Annotated in this window: 15 protein-coding genes; 11 read left to right on the top strand and 4 right to left on the bottom strand. The window is 70.5% G+C overall.

Annotated elements, in window-relative coordinates:
* Window positions 1-43 precede the first annotated feature (43 nt).
* Entirely contained in the window at window positions 44-682 is a 639-nt protein-coding gene (locus ABN028_RS24945) for a hypothetical protein (protein ID WP_349328173.1), read from the top strand.
* Window positions 683-916: 234 nt separating this feature from the next.
* Here ABN028_RS24945 and ABN028_RS24940 read toward each other — a convergent pair whose 3' ends face one another.
* The 4 genes from ABN028_RS24940 to dtd all read right to left on the bottom strand — a co-directional run bounded on the left by ABN028_RS24940 (window position 917) and on the right by dtd (window position 5,827).
* Window positions 917-1,786 (bottom strand): aldo/keto reductase, encoded by an 870-nt coding sequence (locus ABN028_RS24940; protein ID WP_349698319.1) that lies wholly within the window; start codon window positions 1,784-1,786, stop codon window positions 917-919.
* A 283-nt stretch (window positions 1,787-2,069) separates the two neighbouring features.
* Window positions 2,070-3,815: a phenylacetic acid degradation protein PaaN gene (gene paaN, locus ABN028_RS24935; protein WP_349328171.1), complete on the bottom strand. Its 1,746-nt coding sequence runs from the start codon at window positions 3,813-3,815 to the stop codon at window positions 2,070-2,072.
* Window positions 3,816-4,126: 311 nt separating this feature from the next.
* Window positions 4,127-5,392 carry an adenylyl-sulfate kinase gene (gene cysC / locus ABN028_RS24930; RefSeq protein WP_349698318.1) on the bottom strand — a complete coding sequence of 422 codons (1,266 nt, stop codon included), beginning with the start codon at window positions 5,390-5,392 and terminating at the stop codon, window positions 4,127-4,129.
* A 9-nt stretch (window positions 5,393-5,401) separates the two neighbouring features.
* Window positions 5,402-5,827, bottom strand: coding sequence for a D-aminoacyl-tRNA deacylase (dtd, locus tag ABN028_RS24925; RefSeq protein ID WP_349328169.1), 426 nt, complete (start codon window positions 5,825-5,827; stop codon window positions 5,402-5,404).
* 185 nt (window positions 5,828-6,012) lie between these two features.
* On the opposite strand from dtd, the gene ABN028_RS24920 reads away from it, so the two are divergent.
* The 10 genes from ABN028_RS24920 to ABN028_RS24875 all read left to right on the top strand — a co-directional run bounded on the left by ABN028_RS24920 (window position 6,013) and on the right by ABN028_RS24875 (window position 14,235).
* Window positions 6,013-6,870 carry a beta-keto acid cleavage family enzyme gene (locus tag ABN028_RS24920; protein WP_349698317.1) on the top strand — a complete coding sequence of 286 codons (858 nt, stop codon included), beginning with the start codon at window positions 6,013-6,015 and terminating at the stop codon, window positions 6,868-6,870.
* Between the two features lie 20 nt (window positions 6,871-6,890).
* A complete protein-coding gene (locus tag ABN028_RS24915) occupies window positions 6,891-7,934 on the top strand; it encodes an asparaginase (RefSeq protein WP_349698316.1) in 1,044 nt (347 codons plus the stop codon).
* Between the two features lie 198 nt (window positions 7,935-8,132).
* Complete coding sequence (locus tag ABN028_RS24910) at window positions 8,133-8,516, top strand: helix-turn-helix domain-containing protein (protein WP_349328166.1); 384 nt, start codon at window positions 8,133-8,135, stop codon at window positions 8,514-8,516.
* Between the two features lie 50 nt (window positions 8,517-8,566).
* On the top strand, window positions 8,567-9,172 hold the full coding sequence (locus ABN028_RS24905; protein WP_349698315.1) for a hypothetical protein: 606 nt from the start codon (window positions 8,567-8,569) through the stop codon (window positions 9,170-9,172).
* A 227-nt stretch (window positions 9,173-9,399) separates the two neighbouring features.
* Window positions 9,400-9,732, top strand: a complete 333-nt coding sequence (locus ABN028_RS24900; protein WP_349328164.1) for a DUF2516 family protein — start codon at window positions 9,400-9,402, stop codon at window positions 9,730-9,732.
* 143 nt (window positions 9,733-9,875) lie between these two features.
* Window positions 9,876-10,580, top strand: a complete 705-nt coding sequence (locus tag ABN028_RS24895; RefSeq protein ID WP_349698314.1) for a potassium channel family protein — start codon at window positions 9,876-9,878, stop codon at window positions 10,578-10,580.
* Between the two features lie 24 nt (window positions 10,581-10,604).
* Complete coding sequence (locus tag ABN028_RS24890) at window positions 10,605-11,111, top strand: DUF6069 family protein (protein WP_349328162.1); 507 nt, start codon at window positions 10,605-10,607, stop codon at window positions 11,109-11,111.
* A gap of 154 nt (window positions 11,112-11,265) precedes the next feature.
* Complete coding sequence (gene mshA, locus ABN028_RS24885) at window positions 11,266-12,585, top strand: D-inositol-3-phosphate glycosyltransferase (RefSeq protein WP_349328161.1); 1,320 nt, start codon at window positions 11,266-11,268, stop codon at window positions 12,583-12,585.
* 110 nt (window positions 12,586-12,695) lie between these two features.
* The gene (locus tag ABN028_RS24880; protein WP_349698313.1) at window positions 12,696-13,229 is read left to right on the top strand and encodes a type III secretion system chaperone family protein; all 534 of its coding nucleotides are present in this window, start codon (window positions 12,696-12,698) and stop codon (window positions 13,227-13,229) included.
* 97 nt (window positions 13,230-13,326) lie between these two features.
* Window positions 13,327-14,235: a hypothetical protein gene (locus tag ABN028_RS24875; RefSeq protein ID WP_349698312.1), complete on the top strand. Its 909-nt coding sequence runs from the start codon at window positions 13,327-13,329 to the stop codon at window positions 14,233-14,235.
* Window positions 14,236-14,272: the final 37 nt, after the last annotated feature.

The raw sequence follows: 14,272 nt of genomic DNA, 5'->3' as shown, positions 1-14,272 counted from the left end.
GGCCACAGGAGCGTCCGCGCACACGAGGGAAGGGTGGGCTTCCATGCCGCAGGCCGGTCGTACGCGTGGGCTCGGGATCCTCGCGCTCGCCGTCGCCGCCGTCCTGGCGGCGGGGTGCAGCGATGACTCTTTCTACCCCGCGACCCTGGAGGAGCTCCCGCCGAAGGACGAGGCGGCGACGCCGGGCCCCGAACCGGAATCGCCCACGCCGAGTGACACACCGTCGCCGACGCCGACCTTCGAGGGTCTCCACGTGAGCTGCGTATTCGTCGACGTGGACGTTCCTGACACCTGGGAGCTGCAGGAGCAGGCGGAGAACACCTGGGCGTACTCCCTGCCGGCCAAGGAGACCGGCGGCGGTGTCGTACGGATCTCCGGCAGTTTCACCGAGGGTGACGGCGAGGCCGCCCAGAAGGACCTCGAAGCCACGGTACGAGGTGAGGACGGGGCCCAGGTCGCGGTCCAGGTCAGCGGCGATGGCGTCGTCATGGGCCGGCTGGCGGTGAAGAAGGGGAACGAGTGGCGCCTTGCCAAGGCGTTCGCGGATGTGGGCATCCAGGTGGTCGAGGTGGGCTACGCCCCAGCCGGTAACGCGACCGACACCAAGATCGAGGAGACCAGGTCCCTGCTGCAGGACGTGGTGTCGAAGGCCGCCCTCGATGGTGCCGGCACCTGCCCCTGACCCCTTGGCCCAGCCCCCTTGCCCCTGACCCCTGCCCGATCCGGGGGCTTGTCGTGGAAGGCTCGGCCGCGCAGTGGGGGGAAGGGCGCAGCAACCCATCACCCGGATGAAGGTGCCCCTTACCCGACAGGCTCCTGGGTGAGGGTGCGCCTCATCCAATAGGTCCGCAGGAGGGTGCCCTTCACCCAACAGCCACCTGGGTGAAGGTGCCCTCATCCAAGTCGAGCGGGTGCCTCAGATCGGCATCGCGACGAACGGGGAGGCGTACGCCACGACGCCGTCCAGCACTTCCGCCATCCGCGCATCGGTCCAGTTGCCACGGTCACGCTCGGCCTCGACCAGCAGCCGGAGCAGGCTCACCTCGCCGGCCGTGGCGATCCCGGTCACCTGCGGATGCTTGAGCACCCACGCGAGCGCCGCGCTGACCTTCTCCTGCTCGTCGAACGGTTCGTACCACGTGGTGTACCGGTGGTCCTCCTCGGTCCAGTTGCGACGCGAGATGGTCTTGATGATCATCAGGCCGGCGTCGACCCGCTGCGTCTCGGCGGCCAGATCGTCCCATGCCGCGCGGTAGTCGTCGTCGCGGCCGAGTGCGTAGTTGAGCGGCGTCAGCACCGTTTCGAACGGGAACCGCTTCAGGGCCTCGCGATGCGTCGCCGGTGCGTCATGGCCGTGGCCGGTGATGCCGATGGCGCTCACCATGCCCTCGTCCCGCGCCCGGATCGCCGCTTCGAGGGCGCCGCCACTGCCGGTGGCCTTGTCGAGTTCGTCGAGGTCGCCGACGGCGTGCAGCTGGATGAGGTCGAGCCGGTCGGTCTGCAGGCGTTCGAGGGAGTTGTTGATCGACACCCAGGCTGCCTCGCGTTCGCGTTCGCCCGTCTTGGTCGCCAGGAAGATCTGGTCCCTGATCCTCGGCATCCACGGCCCGAGGCGCAGCTCGGCCTCGCCGTAGCTCGCCGCCGTGTCGAAATGGTTGATGCCGGCGTCAAGGGCCTCCTGGATCGACTGGTCGGCCACCTCCTGGGTCACCTCGGCCAGCGCCGCCGCGCCGTAGATGAGGACGCTGCTCTGGTGCCCGAGTCGCCCGAGCCGTCGCGTTTCCATAAATGAACTCCGCTCGCGAGTTGTGCCGGGATCTACCGTTGTACGGCGTTCAGCTTATGGCGACCTGGCAACCCTCGGGGCCCGGACGCCAGGCCAATGGGAAACCGGTTCGCCACACCATGCGCCCTGGTGCTGCACCACGTCGCGGCGCGGTTCCATGATCATGAAGGAAAGCGGGCGTATACACCGACAGAATCTTCATGATCACGATCATGATCACCGGAAGGGGCGGGACGAGTCCGGTAGGCCCCGCAGGGCCGGTGGTGGCGGGTCGCTGAGGTACTCACTCGGGCGCGTGGCGGCGGCTCTGGATGATCCGGAACCGGCCCGCGACATAGGCGGCGTCGACGAAGGATGCGTTCGCCGCGGGATTCGCGCCCGTGCCGTGGAAGTCGCTGAACGCCGCCGACTGGTTGACGTACACCCCGTCGGTGAGGTTCTCCGACAGCGCCACCCCCACGTCGAGCGCCACCTCGCGGGCGGCCGCCAGCACCCGCTCCGACGTCGAGTAGACCGCCGCCGTCATCGCACCGCGCTCGTGGCCCAGCCGGCGGACGAGGGCGAGCGCCTCGTCGGTGTCCCGCGTACGCACGAGAAACGTCACCGGGCCGAAGCACTCCCGTCCGAAGACAGCCACCTCGTCGGCGTCGAGCGCGAGGATCGCGGGCGTGCGTACGACCGCATCGGTGTGCACCGGATGCCGCACGGCGCGCGACTCCAGGACCACCTCGCCGCCCAGTGCGGTCGACCCCTCGACCCGGTTGAGAACGGCGTCGTTGACGATCGCGCCGAGGAGTTCGACCGCTCGCCCCTCGTCGGAGAGCAGCTTGTCGACCGCCGCGGCAAGCCCCGCCCCCACCTCCCGGAACGACTTGTGCCCCTCGTCGGTGTCGATCCCGTCGGCGGGTACGAAGATGACCTGCGACGTCGTACACATCTGGCCCGAGTACAGCGCCAGCGTGAAGGCGAGATTGCCCACCAGCCCGCGGAACGCGTGCGTCGAGTCGATGACAACCGGGTTGACGCCCGACTTCTCGGTGTAGACCTGCGCCTGGGTGGCGTGGGACTCGAGCCATTCGCCGAACTCCGCCGACCCCGTGAAGTCGACGATCCTGACCGCGGGATGGGTGGCGAGGTCGCGGGCGATCCCGTCGCCGTCGGCTTCGGCGGCGAGCGTCACGAGCGCCGGATCGAACCCGCGCGCAGCGAGAACCTCCTGGCAGACCTGCACGGTGATCGCCAGCGGCAGCACGGCGCCCGGATGCGGCTTCACCACCACCGGATTGCCGGTGACGAGGGACGCAAAGAGCCCGGGGTAGGAGTTCCAGGTGGGGAACGTCGTACACCCGATCACGACGGCCACGCCCCTGGGCACGACCGTGAACGTCTTCTCGATGCGCAACGGCTCGCCTCTGCCCGGCCGCTCCCACAGGGCCGTCGCCGGGTGCCGGGTCATTTCCGCGTACGCATAGGCGACGGCCTCCAGCGCCCGGTCGAGCGCATGGGTCCCACCCGCCTGGAACGCCATGACGAACGCCTGGCCGGTCGTCGCCATCACCGCGTTGGCCAGCTCGAATACCCGCTTGTGCAGTGCGGCGAGGATCTCGAGGGCGACATCGACCCGCGTGTCGGGCCCGGCGTCGCGCCATTGCGGGATGCCTGCCTGGGCGGCGGTGAGGAGATCGTCGAGACCCGTCGTGGCGACCCGCGGATAGCGGACGTCGAGGCCGATCCCGAACGGTGAACGTTCGGTCGCGACGGTGCCGCTCGCGCCCGGTGCCGTCCGGAGTGGGAAGTCGGTTCCCTGCCAGGCCTCGAATGCGGCGAGCCCTGCTGGCGCGGCCTCCTCGCCGTAGACGCGCGGGCTCGGCGACTCCGGGAACGCCGAGAAGTGGCTACGGTCCCGGATCGCGTCGAGTGCCCGGTCGAGGGCGTCGCGGAGCGGCCGATCGTGGGCGAAACCACCGCTAGCGCCAGGTTGGGCAAGGGTCTTCGAGTCGCCGGGTTGGGCGCGGGTCGTCTGGCTCACGCCGCCAGCGTAGGCCGTCCCTGTGGCAGGCGGTCCGCGTTTTGCCGCGGCGATACCTACGCCGCGGCCTGCCCTCGTCCACCGTCGGGGTCGCGTCCAGGGCAAGAGCCGCCGCGTAGCGGGCGCCCGCGCGGTGGCGGACCGCGTGGCTACGCTCTACCGAGCAGGGGTTGCTCGCACGACAGCTGTCCTGTTCGTACGACCGGTACTCGCCGACCCCGAACGCCTCCGCCCGCTCGACCTGTCAGTCCTCGATGCCTGGTTCCGTCGTCCGGCTGGAACCAGTGATTCGGACGGGCGGCTCAGGGGGGTCAGGCGCCGGGCGGGCGGAACCAGCCGCGCGTGGTGAGCAGGTCCAGCACGCTCGTTGCGACGGCGTCGATCTCTGTCCCGGTCGTGTCGAGCACGAGGTCGGGGTCGGTCGGGGCTTCGTACGGATCCGAGATCCCGGTGAACTCCTTGATCAGCCCTGCGCGGGCCTGCGCGTAGAGGCCCTTGCGGTCGCGGCGTTCGCACTCCTCCAGGGGCGTGGCGACGTGTACCAGCACGAACCCGCCGCCGGCGTCGCCGACCGTCCGCCGGACCTCCGCCCTGGTCGCTGCGTACGGAGCGATGGGTGCGCAGATCGCGAGCCCGCCGTGCCGGGCCACCTCCGCGGCAACGAACCCGATCCGGGCGACGTTGGCTTCCCGGTCCGCCCGGGAGAATCCGAGCCCGGCCGACAGCATGCGGCGCACGACATCGCCGTCGAGCAGGGTGACGGTCCGGTCGCCGCGTTCGAGGATGAGGTCGCGGAGCCGGCGGGCGACCGTCGACTTGCCCGAACCGGAGAGCCCGGTGAAGAACACGACGAGCCCGCGTTCGTGGAGCGGCGGGTGCTCGGCGGCGATGATCGCCGCGATGCGGTCGGGATAGCCGTCCAGGGTGTACGCACCCTCACCCGGTGCCAGCACCCGCGGCTCGTCGAGAGCGAGGGCGACGGGTTCGCCGTAGGCGGCCGCCACGAGCCGGCGCCGCCGGGCGTCGTCGTCAGCGTCGTCGCGGCGGGCGAGCGGGACGGGCACGACGAGCACCCGCCCGGGCAGTAGCGCGGCGACGGCGGTGGTGGCGCGCACCAGTGCCGGCGGGGACAGGGACCGGGACGAGCCGTGGCCGACCAGCGGCAACAGGACGGTCGTGTCGTACGCCGTCACGGACTCGGCCAGTCGCGCGAGATCGGCCGTGGACAGGGGCGCGTCGACCGGGAACGCCGCGGCCTTGCTCCCCGTCAGGACGTCGCGCAGGTCGTCTGGTGTGCGGTGCAGGTGGCGGAACACGCCGTCCTCGCGCGGGGCCAGCGGTGCGACGGACCCGGTGATGACCTGGCCACCCGCCGCCGTTTCCCGGCAGCTGGCGACCGTGAGCCGCGCGACCGGCGTGCCCTCCACATCGGTGAGGTCCACCAGACCGGAAGGCGGGACGGTGATGTCGTCGGGAACGGCGACAGAGACGTCTGGCAGTACGCCGTCGAGGGCGAGTGCGAGGTCGTCGTACTCCGCGGGCGAAGGCGCCCACTGCGGCACGTCGGTGTTGTCCATCGGGCGAGATCACGTCTCCAGGATCAGCGTGATGGGGCCGTCGTTGACCAGTGACACGTCCATGTGGGCCCCGAACCGACCGGTCTCGACGGACGCGCCCAGCTCACGCAGGGCGGAACAGAAGTGGTCGACCAACGGCTCGGCGACCTCGCCGGGCGCGGCGAGCGACCAGGACGGACGGCGGCCCTTGCGCGTGTCCGCGTACAGCGTGAACTGGCTCACCACCAGCAGCGGCGCCCCGATGTCGGCGCAGGACTGCTCACCGTCAAGGATCCGCAGTCCCCAGATCTTGGCGGCCAGCTTCTCGGCCTGGGCCGGCGTGTCCGCGTGGGTCGCACCCACGAGGACGAGCAGGCCGGGCTTGTCGATCGCGCCGACGATCTCGCCGTCGACCGCGACGCTGGCGCGGGAGACCCGCTGTACGACCGCACGCATGCGCCCCATTCTTGCCCGGCCCACTTGTCAGAGGTCTCTGGCCCTCCCGGGGTCCCCGCGGTCTCGGGGTCCCCGCGAGGTCGTGGAGCTTGCGGAGCGATTTCGTGGGGTGGTGTGACGAGATCCCTCTGACACGTCGGCGGTGGCGACCGGCCCGCGAGGGCGCCGACTGCGAGGATGCGGACATGGCAAGCCCGAGCCCTACCCGCGAGACGTTGATCACGGTGGCGCCGACCGGTGCGGAGGCCAGCAAGGACGCCTGCCCCGACCTGCCGACCACGCTGCCGGAGCTGGTCGAGACGGCCCAGCGCTGTGAATCCGCCGGGGCCGCCATGATCCACGTCCACGTCCGCGACGCGGACCACCGGTCCACGCTGGACCTCGGCCGGTTGCGCCGATGCGTCGCCGCGCTCCGGGCCGAGACCGATCTCGTCATCCAGCTCTCGACCGGCGGCGCCGTCACCGACTCCTACGCCGACCGGCTGCGCGTCCTCGACGCCGAACCCGACTCGTGCTCGCTCACGATGGGCACCGTCAACTTCGGCGACGACGTGTTCTCCAATCCGTGGCCGTTCGTCGTGGAGTTGTACGAACTGACGCAGGCCCGGGGCGTCGTGCCCGAGTTCGAACTGTTCGACCTGGGTCATGTGGCGGCGCTGCACCGGCTGCTCGACACGTGCGGCCCGCCGTTCGGCGGCAGGGTGCACTGCGACTTCGTGATGGGCGTGCCAGGCGGGATGCCGGGCGACGCGGCGACGCTGACAGCCGCCGTCCAGGCGCTACCTCACGCCGTCACCTCGTGGTCGGCCACCGGCATCGGTCGTACGACATTGCCGGTCGCGCTGGCCGCGCTCAGCTGCGGCGGACACCTGCGAGTCGGCATGGAGGACACGCTGAGCTTCGCGAAAGGGCGTCCGGTCCGCCACAACGCCGAACTGGTCGAGCGGGCCGCGACTCTTGCGATGGTTGCCCAACGCCCGCCGATGCCGCCAGGCGGAGCCCGGGAACTGCTCGGCCTCGCGTCCGCGGAGGTTGGCCAGTAGGTTCGGCAGACGTGCCTGCGATGAGTGCGCCCCACGGGACCGAGCCAGCCGAGCCAGCCGACACCGGACCAGCCGACACCGGTCCGGTCGACACCGGACCAGCCGGGACCGGAGCCGGCGGTGCCTCTCCCGTCGTCGCCGAGGTTGTCCGCTCAGGATTCGTCGAGTGCCGGCACCGCGGGTCGGTTGTCGCCCTTGCCGCTGACGGTTCGGTGGAGTTCGCCGTCGGTGACGTGACCGGGCCGTGCTACCCGCGCTCGGCCAACAAGCCGATGCAGGCGACGGCCATGCTGCGCGCCGGGCTCGACCTCGACGGCGAACTGCTCGCGTTGGCGACCGCAAGCCACTCCGGCGAGGCGTTCCACGCCGACGGCGTACGAAGGATCCTGCGTGGCGTGGGTCTCACGGAGGCCGCCCTGCGGTGCCCGCCCAGCTGGCCGATCGACACCGACGCTCTGCACGCCCGCATTGCCGGCGGCGAGCGACCCGACCGGGCCACGATGAACTGCTCCGGCAAGCACGCCGGCATGCTCGCCGCCTGCGTCAGCGCCGGCTGGCCGGTGGAGACCTACCTCGATCCGGCCCATCCCCTCCAGGTCATGATCCGCGAGACGGTCGAGGACCTGGCGGCCGAGAAGGTCGCGCACACCGGTGTCGACGGGTGCGGTGCGCCGCTCTTCGCACTGAGTCTGACCGGACTGGCGAGGGCGTTCCGCACGATGGTGCTGGCGCCGCCCGACACACCGGAGGGCCGCGTTGTCGCCGCCGTCCGCGCGCACCCGAGGTGGACCAGCGGGACCGCCCGAGACGAGTCGGCGCTGATCGCCGCGGTTCCCGGGATCTTCGCCAAGAGCGGGGCGGAGGGGTGCTACGCGGCCGCACTGGACGACGGCCGCGCGGTGACCCTGAAGATCGACGACGGCAGCCAGCGGGCCCGCCCGGTGGTGATGGCGGCGGCCCTGCGCCGGCTTGGCGTCTCGGGTTCCGTCATCGACGAGCAGCTCACGGCCGAGGTCCGCGGCGGTGGTATGGCCGTCGGTGAGATCCGCAGTGTCGGCATCTGAACGCCGATGACCTGATCCGGAATCCGCCGACCCGGGTGGAGCCGCCAATTGTCAGACGTCCTCGCGGTTTCGCCAGGGGTCCTGGGCGGGGAAGTCGGGAGCAGGACAGCTGAGCCATTTACCCAAGAGCAGTTCCAGTGCAGAGGCAGAAGTTGCTGTCGGCTTGCGCTTGCTAACTTTTGCAAGCACAATGGCGGCATGAAGGTCCGGTCCATCAGCACGCTCGGTGACTATCTCCGGGAACAGCGCCGCAACGCGGAGCTCTCCCTGCGACAGCTCGCCGATCTCGCTGGCGTATCCAACCCGTATCTCAGCCAGATCGAGCGCGGGTTGCGAAGGCCCTCAGCCGAAGTTCTTCAGCAGCTCGCCAAGGCGCTGCGGGTTTCGGCGGAGGTGCTCTACGTGCGGGCAGGACTGCTCGATCCGGCCGAGGAGGAGGGCCTAGACGATCGTGCCGTCGAAACGGCCATCCGCTCGGACCCCTATCTCTCCGTACGCCAGAAGCGGGTACTGCTCGACATCTATTCGTCGTTTCGCCGCGAGGCCGACGAGGAAGAGATCAGTGAGCCGGAACGCGCGTGAGCACCACCCGGAACCGGGCCGTACGACACGCCCGACAGGAGGACTAATCCATGCCCCGTAACACCCGCAAGTCTTCGACCGAGCCCAACCCGCTCTACGCGATCGCCGGTGCCGGCGACCTCGCGGTGGAGAAGATCCGCGAGATCTCCAAGATCGCCACGGACAAGCTCGGCTCACTGGAGACCGCTGACCCCGCCGTCGTCTCCGACCGCGTCCAGGAGCGCATCGAAGAGCGCGCCGACGCTCTCGCCATGGTCCTGCGTACCGCCTCTGACGATCTCCGCATCCAGGCGAAGGACCTGACCGAGAAGGCCCAGTCGGCCGTGCAGATGGCGCTGATCCAGGCCGGCGACACCTACGAAACGCTCAGCGAGCGTGGCAAGGGTGCCGTGATCCGGATCCGCAGCGTGCAGAACGGCAGCTCGAACGGCCGCCAGATCGCCCGCACGGGTTCGTCGTCGCGTCCGTCGGCGTCGCGGTCGAAGTCGACCACGACGCGGAAGCGTTCGACGGCCAAGCGTTCGGCGAAGCCGCGGACCGCCGCGAGCAGCACCGCGAAGTCGACCGCCGCCAAGTCGACTGCTGCGAAGCCCACCGCGAAGTCGGGTACGCCGAGGAAGAACTCCTCCGCACCCGCCCGCAAGGCGACCAGCTGAGCAGCACATTGTCCCCCGGCTGCGACACCTCACGGGCATGCGGGCGGCGAGGCCGTGAGGCGGACCGAGGGTGACGGGTCGGTAGGACGGTGCCGGCCCGGCCCTGAGGTCATGGCTGTCTGACAGCCCGCAAACCGAGCGACTCAGGCCGCTCGGCGATCAAGGATCAGCACGGGTCGGGCCGTACGGACGGCACCTTCCGGGTCGTTTGCGGTTACCCTCGCTGTGTGCTGAGTCAACCGATGACCATCGTCTTCTACATCCAGGCCGCCCTCTGGATCGCTCTGCTCGTGCTGAAGGCATTCGCATTCGGCGATGTCGTCATGCGGCCGCAGGAGGCCTTCCCGGCCGTGGGCAAGCAGACCAAGACGCTCTGGTTGATCCTGGTCGGTCTCGCTCTGCTCATCCATCTCATCCCCATGTTCTGGAGCCCGCTCAGCCTGCTCAACATCGCCGGCACGGTCGCGGCCGCGGTCTACGTCGTCGGCGTACGACCGGCGGTCCGTGAGGCCGGCGGTCGGCGTGGCGGGCAGAGCGACGGCCCCTACGGTCCGTGGTGACGCTGAACGGACGCCGATAGACCGAAAGGTCCGTCTGGCGGCGGTCAGGTGCTGGACCCGGGCTTCGGGCCCGCGGGTTGGGTGGTCCGTCGTACGGGTAGCTGATCGCGTGCAGGTGTCGCGTGCGCGAGAGGTGACAGGTCATGGACCCGGGCAGCGACAGTTCGCCGCCGGACCGACCTGACGGTCGGGCCGCTCTCCGCCGGCGGGTGGTCGCGTTCTCCTGGCTTCTGATCGGTCTGCTCGTCGCGTACGCCCTGATCATCGCGACGAGCGGCAGGCTGCTCGGGTCGGTGGCCCGCATCCTCGCCCTCGCCGTCGTACTCTTCGCCGCCCTGCGGATCCGCCACGTGAGCCGTGGCCGTACCGACGCGGTCGGTGTGATCGCCGTCGCGGCGGTCGTGATGACGGCGACGGCGAGCGTGTTCGCCGGCGGTGAACTGCTGGCGGTACTCACGGCGGCCACGACGATCATCCTCGTGGCCGTGGCCGGCAGCCTGGTGATCCACTCCCTCATGGCCAACGCCCGGGTGGATCTCGCGACCGTACTGGGCGTCCTGTGCATCTATCTCCTGATCGCGCTGGTCTTCTCGTCCGCGCACGAGTTGGGCGGTGCGTTCCTGACCGGGTACTTCGAGGGGGCCCACCGTCCGCCGACCGCGGGCGACTGCCTGTACTACAGCGTCATCACGATCACCACGGTCGGTATCGGCGACATCAGCCCCGGCACGAACCTCGCGCGGATGGTGACCGTGCTGGAGGCACTGGTCGGCCAGCTCTACATCGTTTCGGTGGTCGCCGCCGTCGTGGGCCGGTGGCGTCGCGGCACTTCGAACGGGGGCGCATAATGAAAGCTCCGAGCAGGTCCCACCATGAGCGATCCCAGCCAACGTCCCGCCACGCCACGCCAGACCGGCATCGACCTGGACCAGCCCGAACGGCCCGAGGTCGACGCCGCCCGGCTGTGGGCGGGCGGGCTCGCCACGGCGCTGGTGGCGGCGCTGGTCGTGGTGGTCGGGGTCTTCGTCGTCCGCGCCTTCCTGAACGTCCCGATCCTGGCGCCCCGCACGGCGAGTGATTTCGGCGATTCGAGCACCTTCACCTATGCCATGACCGCGGCCGCGGCGGCACTGCTCGCGACCGGGCTGCTCCACGCACTGCTCCTGGCGACTCCCCGGCCGACGGTGTTCTTCTCCTGGATCGTCGCCCTGGCGACGGTGGCGGCGGCCGTGGCCCCGTTCCTGCGGCCAGCGTCGCTGGAGAGCCGGCTCGTGACCGGTGTCATCAACCTGATCGTGGGCGTGGCCATCATGTCCCTCCTCGCGAGCGTGGGCCGGTCCGCCGTGCGTACTCCGCAGCGCATGCCGCAGCAGCGGTGAGGCTGCGGGCGGCAACCGGTTGCCCACTGACCGGTCCGGATTGACCGGTACGGACGGCCGGGGAATGCCGTACGACCGCCCGAGGTTGTCATCTCCTGGTCGGCGGTCCGGCCGCGCAGACCCGCATGAACGGCGCTGATGAGTTCGTACGCTCATGAGGAGGTTGGTCGGGGTGCACCGGATTTCGTTGCCTGGCGAGCGCAGGCGGTTGCCGCGACGGGTGGCCATGCTGAGTGTCCACACCTCGCCGCTGGACCAGCCGGGCACCGGCGACGCGGGTGGCATGAACGTCTACGTCGTCGAGCTTGCCCGGCGCCTGGCGGCCCTGGGCATCGAGGTGGAGATCTTCACCCGCGCGACGTCCAGTGACCTCCCGCCCGTGGTCGAGGCGGACGACGGCGTACGCGTGAGACACGTGGTGGCCGGGCCGTTCGAGGGGCTGTCGAAGGACGAGTTGCCGGCCCAGTTGTGTGCCTTCGCCCGTGGCGTCCTGCAGACGGAGGCCGGTCACGACTTCGGGTGGTACGACCTGGTGCACTCCCACTACTGGCTGTCCGGCCAGGTGGGTGCTCTCGCCAAGGAACGCTGGGGTGTGCCGCTGGTGCACTCCATGCACACGATGGCGAAGGTCAAGAACTCCCTGCTCGCCGACGGTGACACCCCGGAACCGCGCGCGCGGATCATCGGTGAGGAGCAGGTCGTCGACGCGGCGGATTGGCTGGTCGCCAACACCGACGAGGAGGCGCGGGCGCTGACCGGCCTGTACGACGCCGACCCGCGCACGGTCGTGACGGTGAACCCGGGGGTGGACCTTGACGTGTTCCGGCCCGGCGACCGTGCCCTTGCGCGGCGGGAGCTCGGGCTGCCTGACGACGCGGTGGTGTTGGCGTTCGTGGGGCGGATCCAGCCGCTGAAGGCACCCGATGTCCTCGTGCGTGCGGCGGCCCGGCTGCTCGACGCCCGACCCGAGCTCCGTGATCGCCTTGTCGTGGCCGTGGTGGGCGGGCCGAGCGGATCGGGTACGGCGAAGCCCGACGCGTTGATCCGGTTGGCTCGCGCGCTCGGCATCGCCGATGTCGTCCGGTTCGTCCCGCCGGTGCGGCAGGGCGAGCTCGCGCGGTGGTACCAGGCCGCCACGGTGGTGGCCGTTCCTTCGTACAACGAGTCGTTCGGGCTCGTTGCTCTGGAGGCCCAGGCGTGTGGCACACCTGTCGTCGCGGCGGCCACGGGCGGTCTGCTGACGGCGGTGTGCGATGGCGAGTCGGGTGTGCTGGTCGACGGGCACGATCCGGACGAGTGGGCGCGCGTCCTCGGCGAGTTGGTCGCCGACCAGGAACGGACCGCCCGCCTCGGCGAGGGAGGCGTCGCGCACGCGCAGGGCTTCGGCTGGCCGGTAACCGCCGCGCGGACCCTCGACGTCTACACCGCGGCGATCGCCGCACCCGAGGACTCGATCTCGCTCGTCGGCCGCTGAGCGGGCACCCGGCCAAGGCGACCGACCCGCCCCATCAGGTCAGGCGTAGCGACAACCTCGAGCGTGGCACTGTCGCTCTGCCCGGGTCCCGCGCCGGCTACGGTGGCGGGGTGTCTGAGCACGATCCTTCCCACGAGCCCGATGACGGTGGCGCTGGGCCGGCTGATGTCGTACGACGGGCGCTTCGCGACCTCGAGCTCGGGTGGGAGGAACCTGCACCGGGCGCGTTCGTCGTGACGCTTCCCGGTGAACGCAAGCTCCAGACGACCTGCGTCCTCGACGTCGGACGGCAGGCACTGAGTGTGCACGCTTTCGTCGTACGCCGGCCGGACGAGAACCATGAAGCGGTCTACCGTCACCTGCTCGAACGCAACCTGCGGCTCTACGGCGTGGCCTTCGCCGTCGACCATCTGGGCGACATCCACCTGACCGGCAAGCTGGCCTTGACAGCGGTGACGCCGGAGGAGATCGACCGCGTGCTCGGATGTGTGCTCGATGCCGCCGACTCGTCGTTCAACCACCTGCTGGAGCTGGGTTTCGCGTCGGCGATCCGGCGGGAGTGGGCATGGCGGACCGAACGCGGCGAGTCGACGGCGAACCTCGAGGCGTTCCGCCGGCTGCAGCCCGAAGACTCCAGCCCGTAGGTACGCGTGGGCCGCGGAGAGCCGGCGTGTGGGTGGCGGTCGGACTTGGCGGTCGGGTCATGATCAACTCGGATGCGGTGAGTGGCAAGATGGCGCGGTGGCAAATCCCCGGCGTACGCAGTGGAAGAGCAACCGAGGCGACGGACCCGGGCTCCTCCCGGCGGTTCCTGGTGGTCTGGGCCTGGATGCCGGTGCCCCCGACCTGGGGACTCTGGGGGGACTGCGGCACCTTCTCGCCGAGGCGGGGGCTCCTGCCGAGGTGGTGCGGTCGTTCGACGGCGTGACCGATCCGGGGCAGATCCTGCACCGGTTGGGCGACGCGGGGGTGCTGCCGACGCCCGAGCAGTCTCTGGCGGCCGTCCTCGAAGGGTGGCGGCCACTGCTCGGCAGGGACAGCACGGCACTGGAGGCCGAGCTGTGCGGCTTGGAGTTCCTCGCCATCGTGCGGAGTGCGGCGGTGGATCCGGCCGAGGTTCCGCTCGTGCTCGAGCAGCTGGTCTCGCATGCGGAACGGCAGGGTAGTCCTGAGGCGCTGGCGATTCTGCGCGTGCTCGCTGTCGTGGGGCCACCACAGGTGCGAGCCGCCGCCACCGCCGGTGCCGGGCGGCTGGTCGGCGCCGGCCTCGAGGACTGTCCTTGGGTCGACCTGCTCGGCGCACCGGAGGTCGGCCCGTCGTTCGGCTACGCGGACGGCGGCCGCGAGACGCTCCTGCTGACCTTCAGCTACCGCCGTGACCAGCACGCGGTGGTGGTCCTGCTCGACCACGACCTCGGCGGCGGCGTCAAGGACTGCTGGGTGACCGACCAGGTGGCCGGGCTCCGGGACGAGTACGCGAAGGCCGCGGCGCAGGACGGGCTCGCCCTCACCGACCACTCGCCTGCCCAGGCCCGGGCCATCGTCGACCGTGCGCTCGGGCAACCGCCCTGCCCCGCGGATCCCGAGCAGGTCGAGGACGTCGACACCTATCTCGACCTCCTCCGGCTGCGGGTCGCCCTGCTGCCCTAGAACGACCACTCCCGGGCCGCACGTTGGATCGGGGCCG

This window comes from Actinopolymorpha sp. B17G11 (genome assembly GCF_040196095.1).
GTDB lineage: Bacteria > Actinomycetota > Actinomycetes > Propionibacteriales > Actinopolymorphaceae > Thermasporomyces.
Note: the sequence above shows the minus strand (reverse complement) of the source record. Positions and strands in the feature narration are given on the sequence as shown.

Bases quoted from the DNA above. Each gene is read 5' to 3' on its own strand.
- ABN028_RS24945 (WP_349328173.1), top strand. From the start codon at position 44: ATGCCGCAGGCCGGTCGTACGCGTGGGCTCGGGATCCTCGCGCTCGCC.
- ABN028_RS24940 (WP_349698319.1), bottom strand. From the start codon at position 1,786: ATGGAAACGCGACGGCTCGGGCGACTCGGGCACCAGAGCAGCGTCCTC.
- cysC (WP_349698318.1), bottom strand. From the start codon at position 5,392: ATGGACAACACCGACGTGCCGCAGTGGGCGCCTTCGCCCGCGGAGTAC.
- dtd (WP_349328169.1), bottom strand. From the start codon at position 5,827: ATGCGTGCGGTCGTACAGCGGGTCTCCCGCGCCAGCGTCGCGGTCGAC.
- ABN028_RS24920 (WP_349698317.1), top strand. From the start codon at position 6,013: ATGGCAAGCCCGAGCCCTACCCGCGAGACGTTGATCACGGTGGCGCCG.
- ABN028_RS24915 (WP_349698316.1), top strand. From the start codon at position 6,891: ATGAGTGCGCCCCACGGGACCGAGCCAGCCGAGCCAGCCGACACCGGA.
- ABN028_RS24910 (WP_349328166.1), top strand. From the start codon at position 8,133: ATGAAGGTCCGGTCCATCAGCACGCTCGGTGACTATCTCCGGGAACAG.
- ABN028_RS24905 (WP_349698315.1), top strand. From the start codon at position 8,567: ATGCCCCGTAACACCCGCAAGTCTTCGACCGAGCCCAACCCGCTCTAC.
- ABN028_RS24895 (WP_349698314.1), top strand. From the start codon at position 9,876: ATGGACCCGGGCAGCGACAGTTCGCCGCCGGACCGACCTGACGGTCGG.
- ABN028_RS24890 (WP_349328162.1), top strand. From the start codon at position 10,605: ATGAGCGATCCCAGCCAACGTCCCGCCACGCCACGCCAGACCGGCATC.
- mshA (WP_349328161.1), top strand. From the start codon at position 11,266: ATGAGGAGGTTGGTCGGGGTGCACCGGATTTCGTTGCCTGGCGAGCGC.